Raw genomic sequence first — 24,255 nt, forward strand, 5'->3', positions numbered from 1 at the left:
AATTGTTACGCATTTGAAACGATGTGGTTATTGTTAAATCTCAGCAATGGCGCATTTCTGTGAGATAGCGCACACTAACTTTTTGCCTGTAATTTACGGAATGAATGTTATGCAATGCCATTCATTCCAACATTAATGCATTTCATTCCCCGCTGATGGCAGTTCATGCCTTTTTCCCCCACTGGATGAGGGGCCTTCGCTATTGTGGCGGCAGTTAATTTATCAGGACAACTGCTATGAACGCTGCAAACCGTCAATCGACCCGCTGGCTGACACTGATCGGCACCATCATCACCCAATTCGCTCTCGGTTCGGTTTATACCTGGAGCCTGTTTAACAGTTCGCTGTCTGACAAACTGGGCGAGCCGGTCAGTCAGGTGGCTTTTTCCTTTGGTCTGCTGAGCCTCGGGCTGGCACTCTCTTCGTCGGTCGCCGGCAAGCTGCAGGAGCGCTTTGGCGTGAAGCGCGTCACCATGGCCTCCGGGATCCTGCTCGGCCTGGGCTTCTTCCTGACCGCGCACTCCAGCAGCCTGATGATGCTGTGGCTGAGCGCGGGCGTGCTGGTGGGGCTGGCGGACGGCGCCGGTTACCTGCTGACCCTGTCGAACTGCGTGAAATGGTTCCCGGAGCGTAAAGGGTTGATCTCCGCCTTCTCCATTGGCTCCTATGGTCTCGGCAGCCTGGGGTTCAAATTCATTGATTCCCACCTGCTGGCCACCGTTGGCCTGGAAAAAACCTTCGTTATCTGGGGCGCTATCGTGCTGGTGATGATCGTCTTTGGCGCGACCCTGATGAAAGATGCGCCAAATCACCCGGCAGCCACCGCGGCCAACGGCGTCGTGGAAAACGACTTCACCCTCGCCGAATCGATGCGTAAACCGCAGTACTGGATGCTGGCGGTGATGTTCCTGACGGCCTGCATGAGCGGTCTGTACGTAATTGGCGTAGCGAAAGATATTGCCCAGGGAATGGTCCACCTGGATGTCGCCACGGCGGCCAACGCGGTAACGGTTATCTCGATTGCGAACCTCAGCGGTCGCCTGGTGTTAGGTATCCTGTCTGATAAAATCTCCCGCATTCGCGTGATTACCATCGGTCAGGTCGTGTCGCTGGTGGGGATGGCCGCGCTGCTGTTCGCCCCGCTGAATGCCTTGACCTTCTTCGCCGCCATCGCCTGCGTCGCCTTTAACTTCGGCGGCACCATTACCGTCTTCCCGTCGCTGGTGAGTGAGTTCTTTGGTCTGAACAATCTGGCGAAAAACTATGGCGTGATTTATCTGGGCTTCGGTATCGGCAGCATCTGCGGCTCTCTCATCGCTTCGCTGTTCGGCGGTTTCTACGTGACCTTCTGCGTGATCTTCGCCCTGCTGATCCTCTCGCTGGCGTTATCCACCACCATTCGTCAGCCGAAAAGCACGGTATATAACGAGGCGCACGCCTGAAACCTGCAGCGTGAAACGTGCCCCTGGTTATTTCCCTAAGCAAATAGTGCCAATCCAGCCAAATGTTTTGTAAATGTTTGGCTGGATCACATTCCCTCCTGATACTTTTCTCGTTCCCTGTGGTCTACTTATCGCGGTTTGTAGAGGTTTCTGATAACCAACCCTAACGCACCCTATTAGCCTACTGACTCGTGCCACAGCGTCAGGCGGTGTTTTATTCTTCTTTTTCCAGGTTTGCTTGCATGAAATATATTAGAACGATGACGCAGCAGAAGCTTAGTTTTTGGCTGGCGCTGTACATCGGCTGGTTTATGAACGTCGCCGTTTTTTTCCGGCGTTTCGATGGTTATGCTCAAGAGTTCACTTTCTGGAAAGGGCTTTCCGGTGTTGTTGAACTGGTTGCCACGGTATTTGTCACCTTCTTCCTGTTACGTCTTCTGTCGCTGTTCGGCCGCCGTATCTGGCGCATTCTGGCGACGCTGATTGTCCTGTTTTCCGCCGCGGCGAGTTACTACATGACGTTCCTCAATGTGGTGATTGGCTACGGGATCATCGCTTCGGTGATGACCACCGATATCGACCTGTCGAAAGAGGTCATCGGCTGGCACCTGATCCTCTGGCTGGTGGCGGTGAGCGCGCCGCCGTTGCTGTTCATCTGGAGCAACCGCTGCCGCCATACGCTGCTGCGCCAGCTGCGCACCCCGGGCCAGCGGGTTAAAAACGTGCTGATCGTGGTGCTGGCCGGACTGATTGTCTGGGGACCCATCCGCCTGCTAGAGCTGCGCCAGCATGATGTGGAGCGCCATTCGGAAGTGGATATGCCGAGCTATGGCGGGGTGATCGCCAACTCTTACCTGCCGTCGAACTGGTTGTCGGCGCTGGGTCTGTACGCCTGGGCGCAGGTGGATGAATCCTCAGACAACAAATCGCTGATTAACCCGGCGAAGAAGTTCACCTACGTCGCGCCGGAAGGTCTGGATGATACCTACGTGGTGTTTATCATTGGCGAAACGACCCGCTGGGACCATATGGGCATCCTCGGCTATAGCCGCAATACCACGCCAGAGCTGGAGAAAGAGAAGAATCTCGTCGCCTTCCGCGGTTACTCGTGCGATACCGCTACCAAACTGTCGTTACGCTGCATGTTTGTGCGCGAGGGCGGGGCGGAAGATAACCCACAGCGGACGCTCAAAGAGCAGAATGTCTTTGCCGTGCTGCATCAGCTGGGCTTCAGCGGCAATCTGTACGCCATGCAGAGCGAGATGTGGTTCTACAGCAACACGATGGCCAACAATATCGCCTACCGCGAGCAGATTGGCGCCGAGCCGCGCAACCGCGGTAAGAGCGTTGACGATATGCTGCTGGTGGATGAGATGAAGCGCGGTATGGCGCAGGGCAACGCCTCCGGTAAGCATCTGATCATTCTCCACACCAAAGGCTCCCACTTTAACTACACCCAACGCTACCCGCGCAGCTTCGCCCAGTGGAAACCGGAGTGCGTCGGCGTCGACAACAAGTGCTCGAAAGCGGAACTGATCAATTCCTACGACAATAGCGTGACCTATGTCGATCACTTTATCGTCAGCGTCCTCGACCAGCTGCGGGATAAGAAAGCGATTGTGTTCTATGCCGCCGACCACGGGGAGTCGATTAACGAGCGTGAACACCTGCACGGTACGCCGCGCAAGATGGCGCCGCCGGAGCAGTTCCGCGTGCCGATGATGGTGTGGATGTCGGATAAGTACCTGGAAAATCCCGATCACGCCGCCGCGTTTGCCCATCTGCAGCAGCAGGCTGCGATGAAGGTGCCGCGCCGTCACGTCGAGCTGTACGACACCATTATGGGCTGCCTCGGCTATACCTCGCCGGATGGCGGGATCAATGAGAACAACAACTGGTGCCGGTGGAAAAAGTAAGGCCCGATAGTTTTCAGATTCTCGGGTCTGTTTTCCTTTCCTGAGCCCAGGATAAGCTAATCCCTCGCCGGCTGACGCCGCGCGAGGGATTTTTTTCGCACAGTGGACGTGTCTGGCAGGTGACCTCTTCTTCTTTGATTACCCCTGTTTCCTCGCTTCCCCTGTGCATGAACTTTTCATGGAGAGAAAGGATGAAGGTGATAAAGGGGTTGGTCCTACTGTGCCTGATGATGCTCGCGGGCTGCCAGTCTGAGGAAGAGACCAGCCAGTTCCTGCTGGCCTGTAAATACGATGCGCCAGCGACGATCGCAGCCATGCTGGATAACGGCATTGATGTGGATGGTCAGGATAAAACCGGCTTAAGCGGCCTGATGGTCGCTGCTGCGGAAAATCGACGCGATGTGGTGGAATTGCTGCTTAAGCGTCGGGCGAAGCCGAACCTCCAGACGCGCCAGGGCGTCACGGCGCTGATGCTGGCGGCGGCGCGTGGCAGCGATACCGCGATTATCGGCGATCTTCTCCAGGCGGGAGCGTCGGTGAATCAGACCTCCATCGACAAGAGTACGGCATTGATGTCCGCCATCTCCGACGGCGGGGACATCAGAAACGACTATCAGCATATTCTGGCGATGAAAAAGCCCGATGCGCCTGTCGAAGAGGAGAGTACGCTGGACAAGATAGTTGGCGCAACGGCGGCGAAATCGCTGGCGACGGGCAATCGCGCGCTGATGACCGAAGACATGGCGTTACAACTGGCGCCCGGCGCGTTTAAGAAGAACGTCGACGAGATAGTGGCGCTGCTCCTCAAGCACGGCGCGGACGTGAAGGCTGTCAACGCGTCCGGGGAATCGGCCTTTTTCCTCGCTGTCGATCACGCGCGATCGGCGGAAACCATCACGACGTTGGCCAACGCCGGGGCGGACACCAGCCTGGCGGATAAATCCGGCACCACACCGCTGATGCTGGCGGCGGCGGGGGATGATCCCGATCTGGTGCTGGCGCTGTCGGCCTCCGGGGTGGAAGTGGATCAGCCGAACCGTGAAGGACTCACGGCGCTGCAGGTGGCGGCGGGTCAGGGGGCGCCTGCGGTGATCGCGGCGCTGGCGCAGCGCGGCGCAAAGGTGGACCAGCTTTCCGCCAACGATCTCAGCCCGCTGATGCTGGCGGTCAAAATGAATAATAAAGCCAATGTCGAGGCGCTGCTTGCGGCTGGCGCCAGCGTCAACCTCAGCAATAAGGCCGGCTATACGGCGATTGGCTACAGCCGGGCCGGCGAGGTTCGCCAGCTGCTGCTGGCACAGCATGCCGAGCTGAAGGGGCAGGCCGCGCATATGGCGCAAAGCGAACTGCAGTTTTGTGCTAATGCCTTTGCTGACAAGCTGGCATACAGCGACATCGCCCGGGCGGTGAATAACGATACCCGCCCGGATATTATGCGTCATCAGCAATCCTGCCCGGAGCTGGGGGAGCTGACGATGCTACTGGGAGAGTTTACATTCACCCCGGCGGGCGCAACCTATCTCGGCGAGCCGGTGACATGTAAGGTATCCGAGTATCGCAAAACGTTTGAGGTCAACTGCCGCTAAAAACGTTGAGCAACCGGCGATTCGCTGCTCAGGCTGCTGAGTTTCTCGCCGGTTGAGCGATTTTTTGAAAATAAGGCATTGACGGGTAGGCATCCCAGCAGTAAGATGCGCCCCGCATTCGGTGATTGGCGCAGCCTGGTAGCGCACTTCGTTCGGGACGAAGGGGTCGGAGGTTCGAATCCTCTATCACCGACCAAATTCGAAAAGCCTGCTCAATGAGCAGGCTTTTTTGCATCTGAGGCCAGTGAGGATGAGAACCTCCGGGGGCAGGAGGTTCGACTCGAGCGAAGCGAGAGAACGTTGCGTCAGCAACGGCCCGCAGGGCGAGCCACGAAGTGGTGAGTCATCCTCTATCACCGACCAAATTCGAAAAGCCTGCTCAATGAGCAGGCTTTTTTGCATCTGAGGCCAGTGAGGATGAGAACCTCCGGGGGCAGGAGGTTCGACTCGAGCGAAGCGAGAGAACGTTGCGTCAGCAACGGCCCGCAGGGCGAGCCACGAAGTGGTGAGTCATCCTCTATCACCGACCAAATTCGAAAAGCCTGCTCAATGAGCAGGCTTTTTTGCATCTGAGGCCAGTGAGGATGAGAACCTCCGGGGGCAGGAGGTTCGACTCGCGTTTCGTAGGCCCGCGCAAGCGCATGGACTGCACCCCAAAAGTTGGACACCCAACTGAGTAAGGTGCAATTTTATGGCTAAACCAAAGTATTCCCCTGAAACAAAACTGGCTGTGGTTAATCATTATTTGTCCGGTAAAGACGGAGAACAGAGTACAGCCGACCTTTTTGGTATTGAAAGAACATCTGTCCGTCGCTGGGTCAGGGCATGGCAGTTCCACGGTGCAGAAGGCCTGACTGCAAAAAATAATCATTATTCCGATGAATTTAAACTCGTGGTCGTCCGGGCGGTTATCAGTGACCGCCTGACGATGCGTGAAGCGGCTGCCCGGTTTAATCTCTCCGCAGAAATACTTGTCCGGCGCTGGCTCGACGTGTACAACGATGCCGGAGCGGAAGGTCTTTTAAACATACAATGCGGACGGCCCGGAAAAATGACAAAGCCAAAAAATATCCCACCACTAACAGATAAAGAGCTGGAAAAACTCTCCCCCGAAGAACTCAGGGCCGAACTGCGTTATCTGCGGGCAGAGAATGCCTATCTAAAAAAGTTGAAAGCCTTGGTTCAGAGCGAAAAAAATGGCAAAAAGCCCTGATAATCAGTGAACTAAGGCATGAACACGCTCTGCGGGACCTTCTGCGGGCGGCCGGTATGTCCCGTAGCACGTGGTATTACAATATGAATGCACTGAAGCAAGGGGACAGGTATGCGGGTCTTAAAGAGAACATCAGGAAGATATACCACTATCACAAAGGTCGTTATGGCTACCGCAGGATCACGCTCGCACTGAGAAAACAGGGGCTGCGGATAAACCATAAAACAGTGCAGCGGCTGATGGCAGAACTGTCACTCCGGTCTGTGATAAGGGCGAAAAAATATCGTGCCTGGAAAGGGAGAACGGGCGAGGCCGCGCCCAATATCCTGAGCCGGAACTTCGGTGCGTCAAAAGCCAACGAAAAATGGGTAACAGATGTGACAGAGTTCCCGGTACAGGGAAAAAAGCTTTACCTGTCGTCAGTTCTCGATCTGTTTAACCGGGAGGTTATCGCCTACAGCCTGTCGGAAAGGCCGGTGATGGAGATGGTGAATACGATGCTGGACGGTGCGTTCCCAAAGCTCAGACCGGGAGATGCTCCGCTGCTGCACTCGGATCAGGGCTGGCATTACAGGATGAGGAGCTATCAGGAACGTTTAAAGGCGCATGGGATGACGCAGAGTATGTCGCGTAAAGGAAACTGCCTGGATAATGCAGTGATGGAAAACTTCTTCGGGACCCTGAAATCGGAGTGTTTTTATCTGAGGGAGTTCAGGAGTGTCAGTGCGCTAAGAAAAGCCGTAGAGGACTATATCCATTACTACAACAACGAGCGGATAAGCCTGAAATTAAAAGGCCTGAGTCCGGTAGAGTACCGAACCCAGGCTCTGAGAGCCGCTTAATATGAACCATCCAACTTTATGGGGTCAGTCCAGCAGCGCCGCCGGGCATCATCAGTGCACAACTGGCCAAAAATACCACCAAAATCACAATAAACGTCTTTACTCACGTTTTCAGCCGGCTATTCGCTATTTTGTGATATCTTCCATTGCATTTTTTTATCGATGAACAGATCTTTTTTCGCGAAGCTTATGGCTGAATGCAGCATTTTCCGCTGTGCGTTTTAACGTTCACGCTATTAATCGCTCACATATTGGTCACACAGCAAGAAATTTTTCTCATTTGCTGGCATTGTTTCCCACTGGGTGTTGCAAATTAATAAGGTCTTTATTCTGCTGAATTGCCAGTAGCATAAATTTCTCTGCTGAAAATAGCGTCCTGAAGTTTTTTTAATCTTTGCCTGCCGTTTCTCACGCTGGATGTAAAACCCGGCTGGCTGTATTGACGTTTCCCCATTCTGTTGACAGATTGTAGGGCATGAGGGGCATTTCATGGAGAATCCGTACTGCAACTCAGTCGTTTTTGCGAAAGGAATCCCCATCTCTCTCTACGCCTTCGGGCACCACCGACCGGACCGGGTAAAAAATAAATAAAGGTCCGGCGGATATATGCAAACAACATCACAATTTTGGAGCAGAATAATGAGTATTTCCTTGAAGAAATCAGGGATGCTGAAGCTTGGTCTGAGCCTGGTCGCCATGACCGTCGCCGCCAGCGTGCAAGCGAAAACCCTGGTTTATTGTTCTGAAGGCTCGCCGGAAGGATTTAACCCACAGCTCTTCACCTCTGGCACCACCTATGATGCCAGCTCCGTACCGATCTATAACCGCCTGGTCGAATTTAAAACCGGTACGACGGAAGTTATTCCAGGACTTGCTGAGAAATGGGAAGTCAGTGCGGATGGCAAAACCTATACTTTCCACCTCCGTCAGGGTGTGAAGTGGCAGGATAATAAAGACTTTAAACCAACCCGTGACCTGAACGCCGATGACGTGGTGTTCTCCTTCGATCGCCAGAAGAATACTAATAACCCGTACCATAAAGTTTCTGGCGGCAGCTATGAATACTTTGAAGGGATGGGCTTACCGGACCTGATTAGCGAAGTGAAGAAAGTGGACGATAATACCGTCCAGTTCGTCCTGACCCGTCCGGAAGCGCCGTTCCTCGCTGATCTGGCCATGGACTTCGCCTCCATTCTTTCGAAAGAGTATGCTGACAACATGCTGAAAGCCGGCACGCCGGAAAAAGTGGATCTCAATCCTATCGGTACCGGCCCATTCCAGCTGCTGCAATACCAGAAAGATTCCCGCATTCTGTATAAAGCCTTCCCGGGCTACTGGGGTACCAAGCCGAAGATCGATCGTCTGGTCTTCTCCATCACCCCGGACGCTTCCGTGCGCTATGCCAAGCTGCAGAAAAACGAGTGCCAGGTGATGCCGTACCCGAACCCGGCCGACATCGCGCGCATGAAGGAAGATAAGAACATTACCCTGCTAGAACAGCCGGGTCTGAACGTTGGTTATCTCTCCTTTAACACCGAGAAGAAACCGCTGGACGACGTCAAAGTACGTCAGGCGCTGACCTACGCGGTCAACAAAGAAGCGATCATCAAAGCGGTTTACCAGGGCGCAGGCCAGGCGGCGAAGAACCTGATCCCGCCGACCATGTGGGGCTATAACGACGACGTTAAGGACTACACCTACGATCCGGAGAAGGCGAAGCAGCTGCTGAAAGAAGCGGGCCTGGAAAAAGGCTTCACCATCGATCTGTGGGCGATGCCGGTACAGCGTCCGTACAACCCGAACGCCCGCCGCATGGCGGAGATGATTCAGGCTGACTGGGCCAAGATTGGCGTCCAGGCCAAGATCGTCACCTACGAGTGGGGCGAGTATCTGAAGCGGGCGAAAGCGGGCGAGCACCAGAGCGTGATGATGGGCTGGACCGGCGACAACGGGGATCCGGATAACTTCTTCGCGACCCTGTTCAGCTGCGCCGCGGCGAAAGACGGCTCCAACTACTCGCGCTGGTGCTATAAGCCGTTTGAAGATCTTATTCAGCCGGCCCGCGCTACCGACGACCACAACAAGCGTATTGAACTGTACAAACAGGCTCAGGTAGTGATGCATGACCAGGCTCCGGCGCTGATCATTGCTCACTCCACCGTCTATGAGCCGGTGCGTAAAGAAGTCAAAGGCTATGTGGTGGACCCGCTGGGCAAACACCACTTCGATAACGTCTCTGTCGAATAATAAGCACGATGCCTGACCCCCTCTCCCCGCGTGGGAGAGGCGGGGGGCGTATTCCCGCTATTCCGGGGAATGCTTTTGTGAGCAATACAGACGCCCTGTCGCCAGGCGGGGCGTCACTAGAGAGAATCCGGGTTATGTTGCAGTTTATTCTCCGACGTCTGGGACTAGTCATCCCGACATTTATCGGTATCACCCTTCTCACCTTTGCTTTCGTCCATATGATCCCCGGCGATCCGGTGATGATTATGGCGGGCGAACGTGGTATTTCCCCCGAACGTCACGCGCAGCTGCTGGCCGAAATGGGCCTTGATAAGCCGCTGTGGCAGCAATATGCCCACTATATCTGGGGCGTGCTGCACGGCGATTTAGGCATCTCGCTGAAAAGCCGCATTCCCGTGTGGCAGGAGTTTGTCCCGCGCTTTAAAGCCACTCTTGAGCTGGGCGTCTGCGCGATGATCTTCGCCGTCGCCGTCGGCATTCCGGTGGGCGTGCTGGCTGCGGTAAAACGCGGCTCCATCTTTGACCACACCGCGGTGGGCCTGGCGCTGACCGGCTACTCAATGCCTATCTTCTGGTGGGGCATGATGCTGATTATGCTGGTTTCGGTACAGCTGAACCTGACGCCGGTCTCCGGGCGCATCAGCGATACGGTATTCCTTGACGATACCCTGCCGCTGACCGGCTTTATGCTGATCGACACCGCCATCTGGGGCGAGCAGGGCGACTTTATTGACGCCTTAATGCATATGATCCTGCCCGCTATCGTGCTGGGCACCATCCCGCTGGCGGTGATCGTGCGTATGACCCGTTCGTCGATGCTGGAAGTGCTTGGCGAAGACTATATCCGTACCGCGCGCGCCAAAGGCCTGACCCGGATGCGGGTGATCGTGATCCACGCGCTGCGTAACGCGATGCTGCCGGTGGTCACGGTGATTGGTCTGCAGGTGGGCACCCTGCTGGCGGGCGCCATCCTGACCGAAACCATTTTCTCATGGCCTGGTTTAGGTCGCTGGCTGATCGACGCGCTGCAGCGTCGCGATTATCCGGTGGTGCAGGGCGGGGTGCTGCTGGTGGCGACGATGATTATCCTCGTCAACCTGCTGGTCGACCTGCTGTACGGCGTGGTGAACCCGCGTATCCGGCATAAGAAGTAAGGGGCCATCATGTCACAAGTTACTGAAAATAAAGTTATCGCTGCGCCGGTACCCATGACTCCGCTGCAGGAGTTCTGGCACTATTTCAAACGCAACAAAGGGGCAGTCGTCGGGCTGGTATACGTGGTGGTGATGATCGTCATCGCGGTATTCGCCAACTTCCTCGCCCCCTATAACCCGGCGGATCAGTTCCGTGATTCGCTGCTGGCGCCGCCGTTCTGGCAGGACGGCGGCAGCATGGCGCATCTGCTCGGCACCGACGACGTGGGCCGCGATATTCTGTCGCGCCTGATGTACGGCGCCCGCCTGTCGCTGCTGGTGGGCTGCCTGGTGGTGGTTCTGTCGCTGATCCTCGGCGTGGTGCTCGGCCTGGTGGCGGGCTATTTCGGCGGAGTGGTGGACTCAATCATCATGCGCGTCGTCGATATTATGCTGGCGCTGCCGAGTCTGCTGCTGGCGCTGGTGCTGGTGGCAATCTTCGGGCCCTCCATCGTCAACGCCTCGCTGGCGCTAACCTTCGTGGCGCTCCCGCACTATGTGCGTCTCACGCGCGCTGCGGTGCTGGTGGAGGTCAACCGTGACTACGTGACCGCCTCCCGCGTAGCGGGCGCCGGCGCGATGCGCCAGATGTTCGTTAATATTCTGCCTAACTGTCTCGCGCCGCTGATCGTTCAGGCGTCGCTGGGCTTTTCCAACGCCATTCTCGACATGGCAGCGCTGGGGTTCCTCGGCATGGGCGCGCAGCCGCCGACGCCGGAGTGGGGCACCATGCTTTCCGACGTGTTGCAGTTCGCGCAGAGCGCCTGGTGGGTAGTCACCTTCCCGGGCGTGGCGATCCTGCTGACGGTGCTGGCATTTAACCTGATGGGTGACGGTCTGCGTGACGCGCTCGATCCCAAACTGAAGCAGTAAGAGGTTCGAGATGGCGTTATTGAATGTAGATAAATTATCGGTGCATTTCGGCGATGAAAACGCGCCGTTCCGCGCCGTAGACCGCATCAGCTATAGCGTGAAGCAGGGTGAAGTGGTCGGTATCGTCGGGGAGTCCGGCTCCGGTAAATCCGTCAGCTCGCTGGCGATTATGGGGCTGATTGACTATCCCGGCCGGGTGATGGCGGATAAACTGGAATTTAACGGCCGCGATCTGCAGCGCATCTCTGAAAAAGAGCGGCGCCAGCTGGTGGGGGCGGAAGTGGCGATGATCTTCCAGGATCCAATGACCAGCCTCAACCCGTGCTTTACCGTCGGCTACCAGATTATGGAAGCGATTAAGGTCCATCAGGGTGGTAATAAGCAAACCCGCCGCCAGCGGGCCATCGACCTGCTGAACCTGGTGGGCATTCCCGATCCGGCCTCGCGGCTGGACGTCTATCCGCATCAGCTTTCCGGCGGCATGAGCCAGCGCGTGATGATCGCGATGGCGATTGCCTGTCGGCCAAAACTACTGATTGCCGATGAACCGACCACCGCGCTGGACGTGACCATTCAGGCGCAAATCATTGAGCTACTGCTGGATCTGCAGCAGCAGGAGAATATGGCGCTGGTGCTGATCACCCACGACCTGGCGTTGGTGGCGGAAGCCGCGCATAAAATTATCGTTATGTACGCGGGTCAGGTGGTGGAGACCGGTGACGCGAAAGATATCTTCCGCGCGCCGCGCCATCCTTATACCCAGGCGCTGCTGCGCGCGCTGCCGGAATTCGCCCAGGATAAAGCGCGTCTGGCCTCGCTGCCGGGCGTGGTGCCGGGGAAATATGACCGTCCCAACGGCTGCCTGCTTAATCCGCGCTGCCCCTACGCCACGGATAAATGCCGTAGCGAAGAGCCGGCGCTCGCGGATCTGACCGGCGGCCGCCAGTCTAAATGTCACTACCCACTCGATGATGCCGGGAGGCCTGGATTATGAGTACGCAAAAGGCCGCCACGCCACAACCGCTGTTGCAGGCCATTGATCTGAAAAAACACTATCCGGTGAAGAAGGGGTTATTCGCCCCGGAACGGCTGGTGAAGGCGCTGGACGGCGTCTCCTTTACCCTTGAGCGCGGTAAAACGCTGGCGGTAGTGGGGGAGTCGGGCTGCGGCAAATCGACCCTCGGTCGTCTGCTGACGATGATTGAGATCCCCACCGGCGGCGAGCTCTATTATCAGGGGCAGGATCTGCTTAAGCACGACCCGCAGGCGCAGAAGCTGCGGCGGCAAAAAATCCAGATTGTGTTCCAGAACCCGTATGGTTCGCTGAACCCGCGTAAAAAAGTGGGGCAGATTCTGGAGGAGCCGCTGCTGATTAACAGCAGCCTGAGCAAAGAGCAGCGGCGTGAAAAAGCGCTGGCGATGATGGCGAAAGTGGGCCTGAAAACCGAGCATTACGATCGCTACCCGCATATGTTCTCCGGCGGTCAGCGTCAGCGTATCGCTATTGCTCGCGGGCTAATGCTGGATCCAGATGTGGTGATTGCCGATGAGCCGGTCTCCGCGCTGGACGTTTCGGTACGAGCTCAGGTGCTGAACCTGATGATGGATCTGCAGCAGGATTTAGGGCTGTCCTACGTGTTTATCTCCCACGATCTGTCGGTCGTTGAGCACATCGCCGATGAAGTGATGGTGATGTATCTCGGCCGCTGCGTGGAGAAGGGCACCAAAGACCAGATCTTCAACAATCCGCGTCATCCGTACACCCAGGCGCTGCTGTCGGCGACGCCGCGTCTGAACCCAGACGACCGGCGCGAGCGAATCAAGCTGACCGGCGAACTGCCGAGCCCGCTAAATCCGCCACCGGGCTGCGCCTTTAACGCGCGCTGTCGCCGTCGCTTTGGCCCCTGCACTCAGCTCCAGCCGCAGCTGAAGGATTACGGCGGCCAGCTGGTGGCCTGCTTTGCCGTCGACCAGGATGAGAATCCGCAAAAGTCCCACGCCTGATGGCGCGCTCCCGGTCCCATGGCCGGGAGCTTCTCTCCCGCCGTGGATAAAACCTGGCGCTTACGCATATTGCCGCAGTTTATGTCACGCTCTCAGAGCATTCTTCGTAGATTATCCGAAAAAATAAGCCTTTCAGTCCATTTTTATAGAATTAAAGAGAAATTAAAATGGTTCAGGTTTATTCTTTCGCTGATCTGACGCTATGATTTCATCATGACCTAATACTTTTATATAAAAACGACTGGGAAGCGTGGTGATTGCGGGAAGTTAAGGATGTACGCATACCTAAAAAATGGGGCTACCCTTCTGCAAGGGAAATGTTAGTGTAGCGATACTTCTGCCGTGGAATCATCCCGAAAATCAAATTCTAAACTATTATAACCCTGTCAATCGTGTGTATTGGTACGTCACCATCGGCGCGTTATCTGCCATCCCAGAAGCGTCACGATATTTTTAATATACCCAGAAAATAACAACAAACTTAATATGAAATTTTTAAAATCATGAGGTTATCAATGAACCATTATGATGATCTGCAGCGCTTTCAAGAAAAATCGCGGACGCAAAACCTCAACTTTCAGGATCTTTCTTCGCAAGCCGCCACGCGGGAACACGGCGACTGGGCGATCCTCAATCAGCTAAATCCCGGCGCCGAGAAATCCTCTTCTCTGGCGCTGGGAGGCTCGGTCTCCGCGCCGTTGCCGCAGTCGGTGCCTGCGGATCTGTTCCGCCAGGTAGAGGCGGCCGTAGCAGCGGCGCCAACCTCTGATCCTGTTGTGTCTGCCGCTTCGGCCGCGCCTGCTACTTCCCAGCCGGTCGTGGAGACCGCCGCAGCCGCACCGGAGCCGGTCAGGCAGGAGCCTGCGCCGACCCCTGCGCCTTCAATTCCGGCGTCGGAACCGGCCATGGCGCCGCCGCCGAGAATGGCCCCCCGACCCGCGCCCGCCGCCGAGAACTATGCCCACCTGTTCGCCGCGAAAAGCGCGGAGCCGGTGGCGAAAAATAAAGACCAGCCTTTGAAATCACTTCTGGAAAGGATCGCGACATGCCGTTGATTTGCGTCTGTTCACCGAAAGGCGGCGTAGGGAAAACGACCCTGGCGGCCATTTAGCCTATTCGCTGGCGCGGACGGGCAGCAAAGTTCTGGCGCTGGATTTTGATGTCCAGAACGCGCTGCGTTTGCATTTTGGCGTACCGCTGAACGATGAGCGGGGCTATGTGGCGAAGGCGCTGGAGCTGCACGACTGGAGCCAGTGCGTGTTGAGCGCCGGCAGTAATATTTTCGTCCTGCCATATGGCGAAGTGAGCGAGGCGCAGCGTCAGGCGTTTGATGAGCAACTGACCCATAATGACCATTTCCTCCAGCGCGGTCTGTCCGCGCTGCTTAATTATCCCGGGCTTATCACCATCGCCGATATGCCCCCTGGACCTTCGCCCGCGCTAAAGGCGCTGACGGGGCTGGCGGACCTGCATCTTATCCCGCTGCTGGCGGATACCGCCTCGATGTCGACCCTGGCGCACGTAGAAAAGCAGCGCCTGACCGGCGCGGCGCTGAATCATAAGCACGGGCACTATTTCGTCATTAACCAAAGCGATAGCCGTCGCCAGGTCAGCCGGGACGTCACCAGCCTGATGGAAGAGAAACTGGGCGAGCGACTGCTTGGCGTGATCCATCGTGATGAAAGCGTGGTGGAGGCCAATGCCTCGCAGAAGTCGATCCTGGACTTTAACGCTTCCTCGGCAGCGGCCTTCGATATTGAAATCATGGCTAAAAAAATATCTTCGCTGTTGGGTATTCATATTGGCGATGGCACGGTGCACAGCCAGCCACGCATGTCAGGGCGTTAACTTTTTGCAGGGCTGCTGAATGAAAAAATCTCTTTTTTGGTTGCTGGCGCTGGTGCTGTCACCCGTCGCCGTGCTGGTGGTGATCACGCCGATGGACAGCCAAAAGCAGTATATTTTTGGTCTGTTAAGTATCGGTATTCTCTTTCTGATGGGCTTCAGCAAGCGCCGCAGCGTATCGGTCATTATGGTCGTCACGTCGCTGCTGATGTCCACCCGTTACATGTATTTTCGCCTCACGCAGACCCTGCACTTCAACTCGTCCATTGAAGCTATTCTCGGCATGGGACTCTTTCTGGCGGAAGTCTATATCTGGGTGATGCTACTGCTTAACTATCTGCAGACGGTCTGGCCGCTGAAGCGCGGCATTGTTCCGCTGCCGGATGATATGAGTAAGTGGCCGACGGTCGATATCTATATTCCGAGCTATAACGAACCGCTGGAGGTGGTGCGCGATACCGTCCTGGCGGCACAATGCATTGATTATCCAAAAGATAAAATGAAAATCTATCTTCTGGATGACGGTAAGCGCAGCGAGTTTGCCGTCTTCGCCGCCGACGTCGGCGTGGGCTATATCACCCGCAATGACAACAAGCACGCCAAAGCGGGGAACCTTAACCATGCGCTGACCCTGACTCAGGGGGAGCTTATCTGCGTTTTCGACTGCGACCACGTCGCCACGCGCGTCTTCCTGCAGGCCACCGTCGGCGGTTTCCTGAAAGACCCGATGCTGGCTCTGGTGCAGACGCCGCACTACTTCTATTCCCCGGACCCGTTTGAACGTAACCTCTCCGTCGGACGCAACATTCCCAACGAAGGGATGTTGTTCTATGGCCCGATTCAGCAGGGGAACGACAACTGGAACGCCACCTTTTTCTGCGGCTCCTGCGCGGTGATCCGTCGCGAGGCGCTGGCGCAGATCGGCGGTTTCGCCGTCGAAACGGTGACCGAAGATGCTCATACGGCGCTGAAGTTTCAGCGTCTGGGGTGGAAGTCGGCCTTTCTCGATATCCCGCTGGCCGCAGGCCTCGCTACTGAACGCCTGGTGGTGCACGTCATCCAGCGTACCCGCTGGGCGCGCGGGATGACGCAGATTTTCCGCGTCGATAATCCGCTGTTTGGCCGCGGGCTTACTTTTCAGCAGCGCTTGTGCTATCTCAGCGCCATGCTCTACTACCAGTTCGCGCTGCCCAGGGTGGTGTTTGTCACTGCCCCGCTGGCTTACCTGCTGTTTAACCTCAATATTATTTACTCGTCGGCGAGCCTGATTGTCTCCTATGCCCTGCCGCACCTGTTCCTCGCTATTTACGTTGGTTCGCGAATGAACGGCCGCTATCGCTACAGCTTCTGGGGGGAGATCTACGATATTGTGCTGGCCTTCCACCTGGTGCTGCCGACCCTGGTGACGATGATTTTCCCCAAACGCGGCAAGTTTAACGTTACCGATAAGGGGGGGCTGCTGGACGTCGGCTACTTCGATTTCACCGTGGTGCGCCCGCACCTGGTGGTGGCCTGCCTGCTGGCCCTGGGGGTGATCGTCGGCATCGTCCGGGCGATTGGCCATGACTATTTTGGCTCGGATCCCAACGTTATCGCCCTCAACGTCGGGTGGGGGATCTACAGTCTGATCTTCCTGCTGGCGGCGATTGCCGTGGCGCGCGAAACGCGGCAGGTGCGAAAAACCATTCGTATCGATGTCGATATTCCGGTGGTGATCCATTACGCCAGCGGCATCGTCTCGCGCAGCCATACCGCGGACCTGTCGATGGGCGGCTGCCGCGTGGTCGCGCCTGATAATCGCCATCTGGAGGATGACATCGAAGAGATTGAGCTGATCCTGCAGTCCGGGGCTATCTCGATCCCGGCCCAGCTGGTCACCTCTGACGAGCGCTTCCTGCGCCTCAAGTTTGATGAAGATATTCCGCTTTCGCGCCGCCGTGAACTGGTGCGCGTGGTGCTGGCCCGCGCGGATGCGCGGATTAATCCGCCGCGCCCGCAGGATAACCCGTTCCGCTCCTTCTTCACCATTTTACGCTGCGTGTTCGAACTGTTCTGGCTGACGTGGAAAACCCGTCGCAGCCAGCGCAATCGGGCAACAGTGGCGAAAACGGCGCAGGAGGATGGGACGTTATGAAGCGATTAACCACGCTGGCGCTGCTGGCAGGGATGCTCTCTGCGCCTGCGCTACACAGTGAAGAACCGGGCTCCGGCGCCGCTGCCCCGCTGAGCTTCCCGCAGCTCAACGACGCGGCGGACAGCGAGCCCGGCGACGAACCTCCGGCTGCCTCGCCGGAGGAGGGCGCCTCTCCGGCAGCCCCCGCCACCGCCGGCGATGCGGCGGCGACGGCCCCTGCGCCGGTTATGCCGGACTTACCCCCGCCGGTGAGCGGCACGGCCGCGCCGGAGGTCATTCCTGTCGCTCCGGTCTGGGGAGGCGATCTGAATCTGGCGCAGATGGGGATGCCGGACGGGATTATCCTCAGCGGCGGCCAGCGACAGGGTGGGGTCAGCTTTACCCTGCCTGCCGATCAGGTGGTGATCCATTCGCAGCTCAGCCTTGCCGTTCGCGTATCGCCGGAGATGGCGAGCCGCAACGCCACCCTGCAGCTGATGCTCAACGGTCAACCGCTCGGCACGCTGCCGCTGGGCGCCGATGGCGAGGATGTCTCCCATTATCAGCTGGATATTCCGCCCGCGCTGATGGTCTCCAGCAATAACCTGAGCGTGAAGATCAACGATGGCGATACCCTGCAGTGCCAGCGTGACATTCATGATACGTCGCGGGTGACGGTGCTGCCCACGTCGCATTTCAGCTGGGAAAGCCAGCAGCTGAACATCAGCGACGACCTGAGCCACTTCCCGCGGCCCTTCTTTGACAGCATGCAGATGACCCCGGCGGACATTGCGGTCGCCTATGGGGCCAAGCCGTCGGCGGACGTCTTCAGCGCCGCGGCGCTGATCTCCTCCTGGCTGGGTATCCAGGCGGACTATCGCGGCATTGCCTTCAGCGCTCTGCGCGACCGTCTGCCGGAACGCCACGGCATCGTGATTGGCCATCCGGGGGAGCAGGTGGGCGGCATGATGCTGCCGGAAACCGATAAGCCGCTGCTGCGCATCATCGCCAACCCCGCCAATCCGGCCTATAAACTGCTGCTGATTGTCGGTAAAAACGATACGGCGCTGCGCATGGCCGCCTGGCGGTTAACCCGCGGCAACTTTGCGCCGCAAACCGCGACGCTGGATGTCGAACCGCAGACCATCCCGGTTGGCAAAGCATATGATGCCCCGCGCTGGATCCCCACCGATCGTCCGGTCAAGCTCAGCGAGCTGCTGCGTAAGGACCAAAGCCCGACCGTCAGCGGCGTCTGGCACGAACCTTTACGTATCGCCTTCCGCGCCGCGCCCGATCTCTATCTGTGGGATGGGGAGACCATTCCGCTACAGGTTGGCTACCGCTTCCCGTCGGAAAGCTGGATTAATGAGGACAAGTCCTTGCTGAGCGTCACGCTCAATGGCACCTTCCTCAACAACCTGCCGATGAACAAGCAGGGGCCGCTGGAGAAAGTCTGGCGCTACCTCGGGGGCGATGCGCGCCAGGAGCGCTTTACCATCCCGCTGGCGCCTTACCTGATTTACGGCGATAACCAGCTGTCGATGTACTTCAATGTGGTGCCAAAGGACGATGTTCCGTGTTCGGTGCTGCTGAATAACAATATCAAGAGCCGGATCACTGACGACTCCTGGATCGATTTGAGCAAGACGCGTCACTTCTCGCTGTTGCCCAATCTCTCCTACTTTGTCGGCGCCTCGTTCCCCTTCTCGCGGCTGGCGGACTATTCGCAGACGACCCTCCTGCTGCCGGCGGACCCGTCTGAAACCCAGGTGGCGACCCTGCTGAATCTGGCGGCACGCTCCGGGAACGCGACCGGCACCGCGCTGGCGAATAACCGCGTCGTGCTCGGGATGCCCACCGGCGGGGGGGATTTGCAGTCGCTGCGTGAACGTGACGTGCTGGCGGTCACCGCTCTCGATCAGCAGGCCTTTAACCAGAGCCTGCTGGCCGACTCACCCTATCGCCCGGTAGATAATGTGCTGAGCGTCCGCGAGCCAGACCTGTGGCAAAAAGTCCAGCGCCGGCTCACCGGCGACTGGACTTCCGCCAGCCTCGACGCCGATCGCTACTTTTCGTCGAGCAGCGCCTGGCGCGGGTTCATCAGCTATCGCTCGCCGTGGAATTCCACCCGCCTGGTGGTGGTGGCGCTGGCCAGCAATGATGACCAGCTGGCGCGACTGAAGACCGATCTGGAATCGCCGCGCATTAACGCCGGGATCCGCGGCGATACCGCGGTGATCACCAGCGATAACGGGGTGCGCAGCTTCCAGGTGAGTACGCCGTTCCCCAGCGGTCAGATGCCGTGGTACATGATGGCGGTCTGGTATGCCAGCCAGCACTCAGGTTTCCTGGCGGTGCTGGGGCTGATTGCCACCTCGATAATGGGACTGGCGCTGACCGCGATGTTTAAACGTCACGCCCGTAAGCGTCTGGGTTCGGGGGATAACCAATGAAAAGAAAGATAATAATAACGATGAAGACCTCCCGTCGGCTTACCACGTTCTGCCTCACCGGCGCGTTGACTCTCGCTGCCTCGGGCGGCGCGCTGGCGGCGGGGAACGACGCGGCGCTACAGGCGCTGTTCGCTCAGGCCAACTACTGGCATGAGAAATCTCATGACGAGCTGGCGATGGAGTCCCTGCAGAAGGTGCTCTCGGTGGATGCCAACAACACCCAGGCGCTGTATCTGATGGCGCTCTGGTCGCAGCAGGGCGGCGATATGCAGGCGGCGGCGCAGTGGCGCGCGCGTCTGGCGAAAGCGGCCCCTGACAGCCCGGGACTACAGGATCTGGACAACGCCAAAAAGATGTCGCAGGTGCCGCAGGGCCAGCTCAGCCTGGCCCGCCAGCAGGCGCGCGGAGGCAATATCCCCGGGGCGCTGGCGACCTGGCGCAGCATGTTCAATGGCAATACGCCGCCTGCCGAGCTGGCGGCGGAATATTACCTGACCATGGCCAGCGACAAATCGCTCTATCCGCAGGCTATCAGCGAGCTGCGCCAGTACGTGGCGCAGCATCCGCAGGAGAACGCCCCGCGGGTGGCGTTGGGCAAAGCGTTAACCTGGCGGGAAGAGACTCGCCGGGAAGGGATCGCCCTGCTCGAGCCGATGGCCAGCGGCAATAAAGAGGCGGACAGCGGCTTGCGCCAGGCGCTGCTCTGGCTGGGCCCGCAGGCCGGGGATGAGCAGTATTACGACACCTGGATGCAGCGGCATCCCCAGGACAGCGAAGTTCAGAATTACTTTCGCGAACGGCGCAGCGGTCAGGCGCGCGGCCAGGGCTACGCCAACCTCAACAGCGGCAATACCGCCGCCGCGAAGCAGCAGTTTGAAGAGGTATTGCAGACTAACCCCCAGGATGCCGATGCGCTGGCGGGCATGGGCTATATCGCCCAGCGCAGCGGCGACTACCAGGCCGCGTCGCAGTATCTGAGCCGGGCCGCGGACCTCGGCGGCGACGCCTCGGCGACCCGTCGTCAGCAGGCGGCCGATGCGCTGTTCTACGGCCAGCTGGCGCAGGCCCAGCAGGCCTATAAGCAGGGCAATATCAGCCAGGCGCTGGCGCTCTCCGCGCCGTTGGCGCAGCAGAGCGGGGCGCAGGGCGCCTCGGCGAAGCTGTTCCGCGCCGATGTGCTGCGGCACAACAAAGATTTGCCCCAGGCGGAGCAAACGCTGCGCTCACTGTTAAATGACGATCCGCAGAACGCGGCGGCGCGGGAAAACCTCTATTACGTGCTGCGCGAGCAGAATAAATCCGCCGAGGCGCAGGCGATGCTGCAGACGCTCCCGCAGAGCCTGCGGCAAAAACTGCAGCCGCGGGTGGTGGCCGGTATGCCGGGCGATGCCCTGCGCCGTCAGGCCCAGGCGCAGGTCAGCAGCGGTAACCCAGCCGGCGCCATTGCCACCCTGCGCGAAGGCGTCGCCCGCTATCCGGACGATCCCTGGCTGCGCCTCGACCTGGCCCGGCTGCTGCAAAAATCGGGTAACGGCAGCGAGGCCTCTTCGCTGATGTCGGCGGCCTATCGCCCCGGCGCCAGCAACAGTGCGCTGTATGCCGCCGCCCTGTTTGCCAGCGAAAACGGCGCCTGGCAGCAGGCGCAGACGCTGCTGGCGCGCGTTCCCGGCGGCAGCCAGACCAGCGATATGCGCGATTTGCGCCAGCGGGTGAACTACAACCTGCAGTTGGTGACGGCCGAAAACTACCTGGCGCAGGGCAATACCATCGCCGCCAGCAATACCCTGCGGGCGATGGCCTCCACGCCGCCAAAAGCCCCGGCGGACGCCGGCAAGCTGGCGCGTCTGCTGGCCGAGAGCGGCGACCTGACCACCGCGGTCTCGCTGGTGCGCAACAATATCAGCAGCGGCGTATCCGGCAATGCCGGGGATTACGCCGATCAGATCGCCGTCCTGAATCAGGCCGGGCTAACCGGCGAGGCGCAGAACCTGATCAGCAATCCGCAGCTGCAGGCCAGCAGTACGCCGACGCAGCTGGCGAGCATTCGCAATGGCTATGTGATCAACGAAGCCGACCGCCTGCGCGAGCAGGGCAATTACGCTGCGGCGTATGACAAGCTGATCCGCGCTATGCAAAGCGATCCGCAAAATACCGATCTGATGTTCGCCATGGCGCGGCTGTACCAGAGCGGCAAAATGAACAAAGAGGCCGGGGTGGTCTATGACTACCTTATGACGCGCGATACGCCGAACCAGGATGCGCGCGCCGGGGCCATCGACGTGGCGCTGTCGGCGGGGAACAACGATCGCGCTGAACAGCTGGCCGGCGGTTTGCGCCAGGATAACTCCCCGGATCGCCTGCTGCTGCTGGCGAGAGTGGCGGAGGCCCAGGGACATCATCAGCAGGCGATGACCTATCTGCGCAGCGCCCGCGGCAAACTGCTGGGCATGCAAAGCACCAACAGTAGCGAAACGCCGACCGTCGGCGGGGTGCTGGCGGCGGATAACCCCTTTATCGGCGTGTCGCAAACGTCGGCGCCGACGCGGACGGCCTCCGCCTACGGGCAGTACATGCCGTGGCAGGTTGCCCAGTCGGCCGCCGCGCCTGGTTCCACGCTGCCGGGGATCCAGCGCACCGATCTGCCGGTGGACACCGCCCAGACGCGGATGCTGCGTCAGGTGGACACCATGATGGAGTCGCTGCAGGAGAAAACCGGCAGCTGGCTGCAGGGGGGAATGGACGTGCGTGGACGCGACGGCGAATCGGGCACCAGCAAGCTGACGGAGCTCCGGACGCCGCTGACCTGGTCATCCTCGCCGTTTGGCGACTCGCGCTTTGACTTTACCGTCACCCCGGTGTCGTTGAACGCCGGGACCGCCAGCGGCGACGCCTGGCGTCGCTACGGCGCCAACCCGCTGGCTAACGCGGTCTCCAACATGGTGAGTACCGCCACCAGCGAGCAGGCGGCGATCGCCTCGATGACCGAGGCGGAGCGGACGGCCTATTTCGCCAGCAATCCAGGGGCCGAGGCGTTAAGCGGCCTCGGCACCCTGAACGCGGCAGATTTCAATCCGACCACCAACAGCGGGATGGAAAACCTGGCGAAGCTCGGGAGCTATGATGCGGGGCAGGTGGCCAGCTATCTCTCTTCGTCCAGCCGCAAGCCGAACGTTGACCAGACCAGCGGCTCGACCGATTCGCAGAAGGCCAACGGCGTCGAACTGGCGCTGGCGTTAAGCGGTGACGATTACCGGGTCGATATCGGCAGCACGCCGTTGGGCCAGGATCTTAATACCGTAGTCGGCGGGGTGAAATGGTCGCCCAAGCTGACCAACTATCTGTCGCTGATCCTCACCGGCGAACGCCGCTCGCTAACCGACAGCCTGCTTTCCTACGTGGGTCTGAAAGACGCCTATTCCGGGAAAACCTGGGGGCAGGTGACGAAAAACGGCGGCACCCTGCAGCTGAGCTATGACGACGGCGACGCGGGCTTCTATGTCGGCGGCGGTGGATACAGCTATCTGGGGCAGAACGTCGCCAGCAACACCAGTATCAACGCCAATGCCGGGGTCTATCTTCGTCCCTACCATGACGAATACCGCCAGCTGCAGGCCGGGTTGAGCATGAGCTATATGGATTACTCCAAAAACCTCAGCTACTTCACCTATGGTCAGGGGGGCTACTTTAGTCCGCAAAACTACGTCAGCGTATCGCTGCCGGTCAGTCTGACGGAGAAATATGATAACTGGACCATGAAGCTCGGCGGCTCGGTGGGCTATCAGTCTTACAGTCAGGATAAGAGCGCCTATTTCCCGACCAATTCGGAGTGGCAGCAGACCCTGGAGACGGCGGTGAGCAATGGGTTTGCCAAGGAAGCCTACTACTCCGCGACCTCGAAGAGCGGCATAGGGTATACCCTGCGCGCCGGGGCGGATTACAAGGTCAACAAACAAATGACCCTGGGGGGTCAGATTGGCTATGACACCTTCGGGGATTATAACGAAAGCACCGCCGGGCTCTATATTCGCTATATGTTAGGAGATCATTGATGATGACGGAGAACAATAACCCGGTGGTGATGACCTGGTTTCAGCAGCAGCAGACGCCTGCCGGATGGTTCGATCTGTTGATTATTATGATCGAAGGTATGCTAAATAATGCCGGCGAGCTGGAAAGCCAGCCCTTCCTGCGTCAGATGGGCGCCTCGCTGGCGGAGACCCATCCGCTGCCGGCGTCGGAGACGGTGGGGGATCTGGAGGCCAATATCAACCGGCTGCTGACTCATTTTCACTGGGGCGTGGTGACCATCGATGTCGGTGAGGACGGCCTGCGCCTGCGCCATCAGGCGTTGCCGGTCAGCCGCGACGAAGCGGGGCGCGTGCGCTGGTGCAACGCGTTCTGTGCCATACTCGAGGGGTTATATTCTCGCTGGCTGCAGAGTCAGGGAGGCAGTGCCCACGTGATACTGCAGCGTGAGCGGGTGTTCTCCGTCTCTGACGTTCAGTTTCTCTACTACCATCCATAAAGA

Annotated in this window: 16 protein-coding genes, 1 tRNA gene and 2 other RNA genes; all 19 read left to right on the top strand. The window is 58.5% G+C overall.

The features are described from left to right. Positions 1–236 precede the first annotated feature (236 nt). On the top strand, positions 237–1,442 hold the full coding sequence (locus KB892_RS26675; RefSeq protein ID WP_002921907.1) for an L-lactate MFS transporter: 1,206 nt from the start codon (positions 237–239) through the stop codon (positions 1,440–1,442). A gap of 242 nt (positions 1,443–1,684) precedes the next feature. Beyond that, positions 1,685–3,358, top strand: a complete 1,674-nt coding sequence (gene eptB, locus KB892_RS26680) for a kdo(2)-lipid A phosphoethanolamine 7''-transferase (protein ID WP_004152427.1) — start codon at positions 1,685–1,687, stop codon at positions 3,356–3,358. A 191-nt stretch (positions 3,359–3,549) separates the two neighbouring features. Continuing rightward, entirely contained in the window at positions 3,550–4,944 is a 1,395-nt protein-coding gene (locus tag KB892_RS26685; protein WP_002921896.1) for an ankyrin repeat domain-containing protein, read from the top strand. A 119-nt stretch (positions 4,945–5,063) separates the two neighbouring features. Next, positions 5,064–5,140 (top strand) — tRNA-Pro (locus KB892_RS26690). Between the two features lie 33 nt (positions 5,141–5,173). Then, positions 5,174–5,307: non-coding RNA, RtT sRNA (locus tag KB892_RS26695), on the top strand. Positions 5,308–5,340: 33 nt separating this feature from the next. Continuing rightward, positions 5,341–5,474: non-coding RNA, RtT sRNA (locus KB892_RS26700), on the top strand. A 161-nt stretch (positions 5,475–5,635) separates the two neighbouring features. Then, positions 5,636–6,999 (top strand): IS3-like element ISKpn1 family transposase gene (locus tag KB892_RS26705; protein ID WP_085955125.1). Its coding sequence is split into 2 segments (ribosomal slippage): positions 5,636–6,104 and positions 6,104–6,999, totalling 1,365 coding nucleotides; the frame shifts between segments, so codons are not numbered across the junction. Between the two features lie 639 nt (positions 7,000–7,638). Then, entirely contained in the window at positions 7,639–9,246 is a 1,608-nt protein-coding gene (dppA, locus tag KB892_RS26710; protein WP_002921789.1) for a dipeptide ABC transporter periplasmic-binding protein DppA, read from the top strand. Between the two features lie 134 nt (positions 9,247–9,380). After that, the gene (gene dppB / locus KB892_RS26715) at positions 9,381–10,400 is read left to right on the top strand and encodes a dipeptide ABC transporter permease DppB (RefSeq protein WP_002921786.1); all 1,020 of its coding nucleotides are present in this window, start codon (positions 9,381–9,383) and stop codon (positions 10,398–10,400) included. A 9-nt stretch (positions 10,401–10,409) separates the two neighbouring features. Beyond that, a complete protein-coding gene (gene dppC, locus KB892_RS26720) occupies positions 10,410–11,312 on the top strand; it encodes a dipeptide ABC transporter permease DppC (protein ID WP_004145207.1) in 903 nt (300 codons plus the stop codon). Between the two features lie 10 nt (positions 11,313–11,322). Continuing rightward, positions 11,323–12,306 (top strand): dipeptide ABC transporter ATP-binding protein, encoded by a 984-nt coding sequence (dppD, locus tag KB892_RS26725; RefSeq protein ID WP_002921785.1) that lies wholly within the window; start codon positions 11,323–11,325, stop codon positions 12,304–12,306. Further along, entirely contained in the window at positions 12,303–13,316 is a 1,014-nt protein-coding gene (gene dppF, locus KB892_RS26730) for a dipeptide ABC transporter ATP-binding subunit DppF (RefSeq protein ID WP_002921784.1), read from the top strand. Before dppD ends, dppF begins: the two co-directional genes overlap by 4 nt. 18 nt (positions 13,317–13,334) lie before the next feature. After that, positions 13,335–13,514 (top strand): hypothetical protein, encoded by a 180-nt coding sequence (locus KB892_RS26735; RefSeq protein WP_004145206.1) that lies wholly within the window; start codon positions 13,335–13,337, stop codon positions 13,512–13,514. Between the two features lie 317 nt (positions 13,515–13,831). Next, positions 13,832–14,371 (top strand): cellulose biosynthesis protein BcsO, encoded by a 540-nt coding sequence (locus tag KB892_RS26740; RefSeq protein ID WP_004151436.1) that lies wholly within the window; start codon positions 13,832–13,834, stop codon positions 14,369–14,371. Position 14,372: 1 nt separating this feature from the next. Beyond that, positions 14,373–15,164 (top strand): cellulose synthase operon protein YhjQ/BcsQ, encoded by a 792-nt coding sequence (locus tag KB892_RS26745; protein ID WP_002921735.1) that lies wholly within the window; start codon positions 14,373–14,375, stop codon positions 15,162–15,164. A 19-nt stretch (positions 15,165–15,183) separates the two neighbouring features. Then, positions 15,184–17,295, top strand: a complete 2,112-nt coding sequence (gene bcsA / locus KB892_RS26750) for a UDP-forming cellulose synthase catalytic subunit (RefSeq protein ID WP_002921733.1) — start codon at positions 15,184–15,186, stop codon at positions 17,293–17,295. Then, complete coding sequence (gene bcsB, locus KB892_RS26755; protein ID WP_004151435.1) at positions 17,292–19,727, top strand: cellulose biosynthesis cyclic di-GMP-binding regulatory protein BcsB; 2,436 nt, start codon at positions 17,292–17,294, stop codon at positions 19,725–19,727. The genes bcsA and bcsB overlap by 4 nt, the downstream gene beginning before the upstream one ends. Next, the gene (locus KB892_RS26760; RefSeq protein WP_004199337.1) at positions 19,724–23,776 is read left to right on the top strand and encodes a cellulose biosynthesis protein BcsC; all 4,053 of its coding nucleotides are present in this window, start codon (positions 19,724–19,726) and stop codon (positions 23,774–23,776) included. The genes bcsB and KB892_RS26760 overlap by 4 nt, the downstream gene beginning before the upstream one ends. Continuing rightward, positions 23,776–24,252 carry a cellulose biosynthesis protein BcsD gene (gene bcsD, locus KB892_RS26765; RefSeq protein WP_002921529.1) on the top strand — a complete coding sequence of 159 codons (477 nt, stop codon included), beginning with the start codon at positions 23,776–23,778 and terminating at the stop codon, positions 24,250–24,252. The genes KB892_RS26760 and bcsD overlap by 1 nt, the downstream gene beginning before the upstream one ends. Positions 24,253–24,255 lie beyond the last annotated feature (3 nt).

It is taken from the genome of Klebsiella sp. P1927, from assembly GCF_018204675.1.
Classification (GTDB): domain Bacteria; phylum Pseudomonadota; class Gammaproteobacteria; order Enterobacterales; family Enterobacteriaceae; genus Klebsiella; species Klebsiella pneumoniae.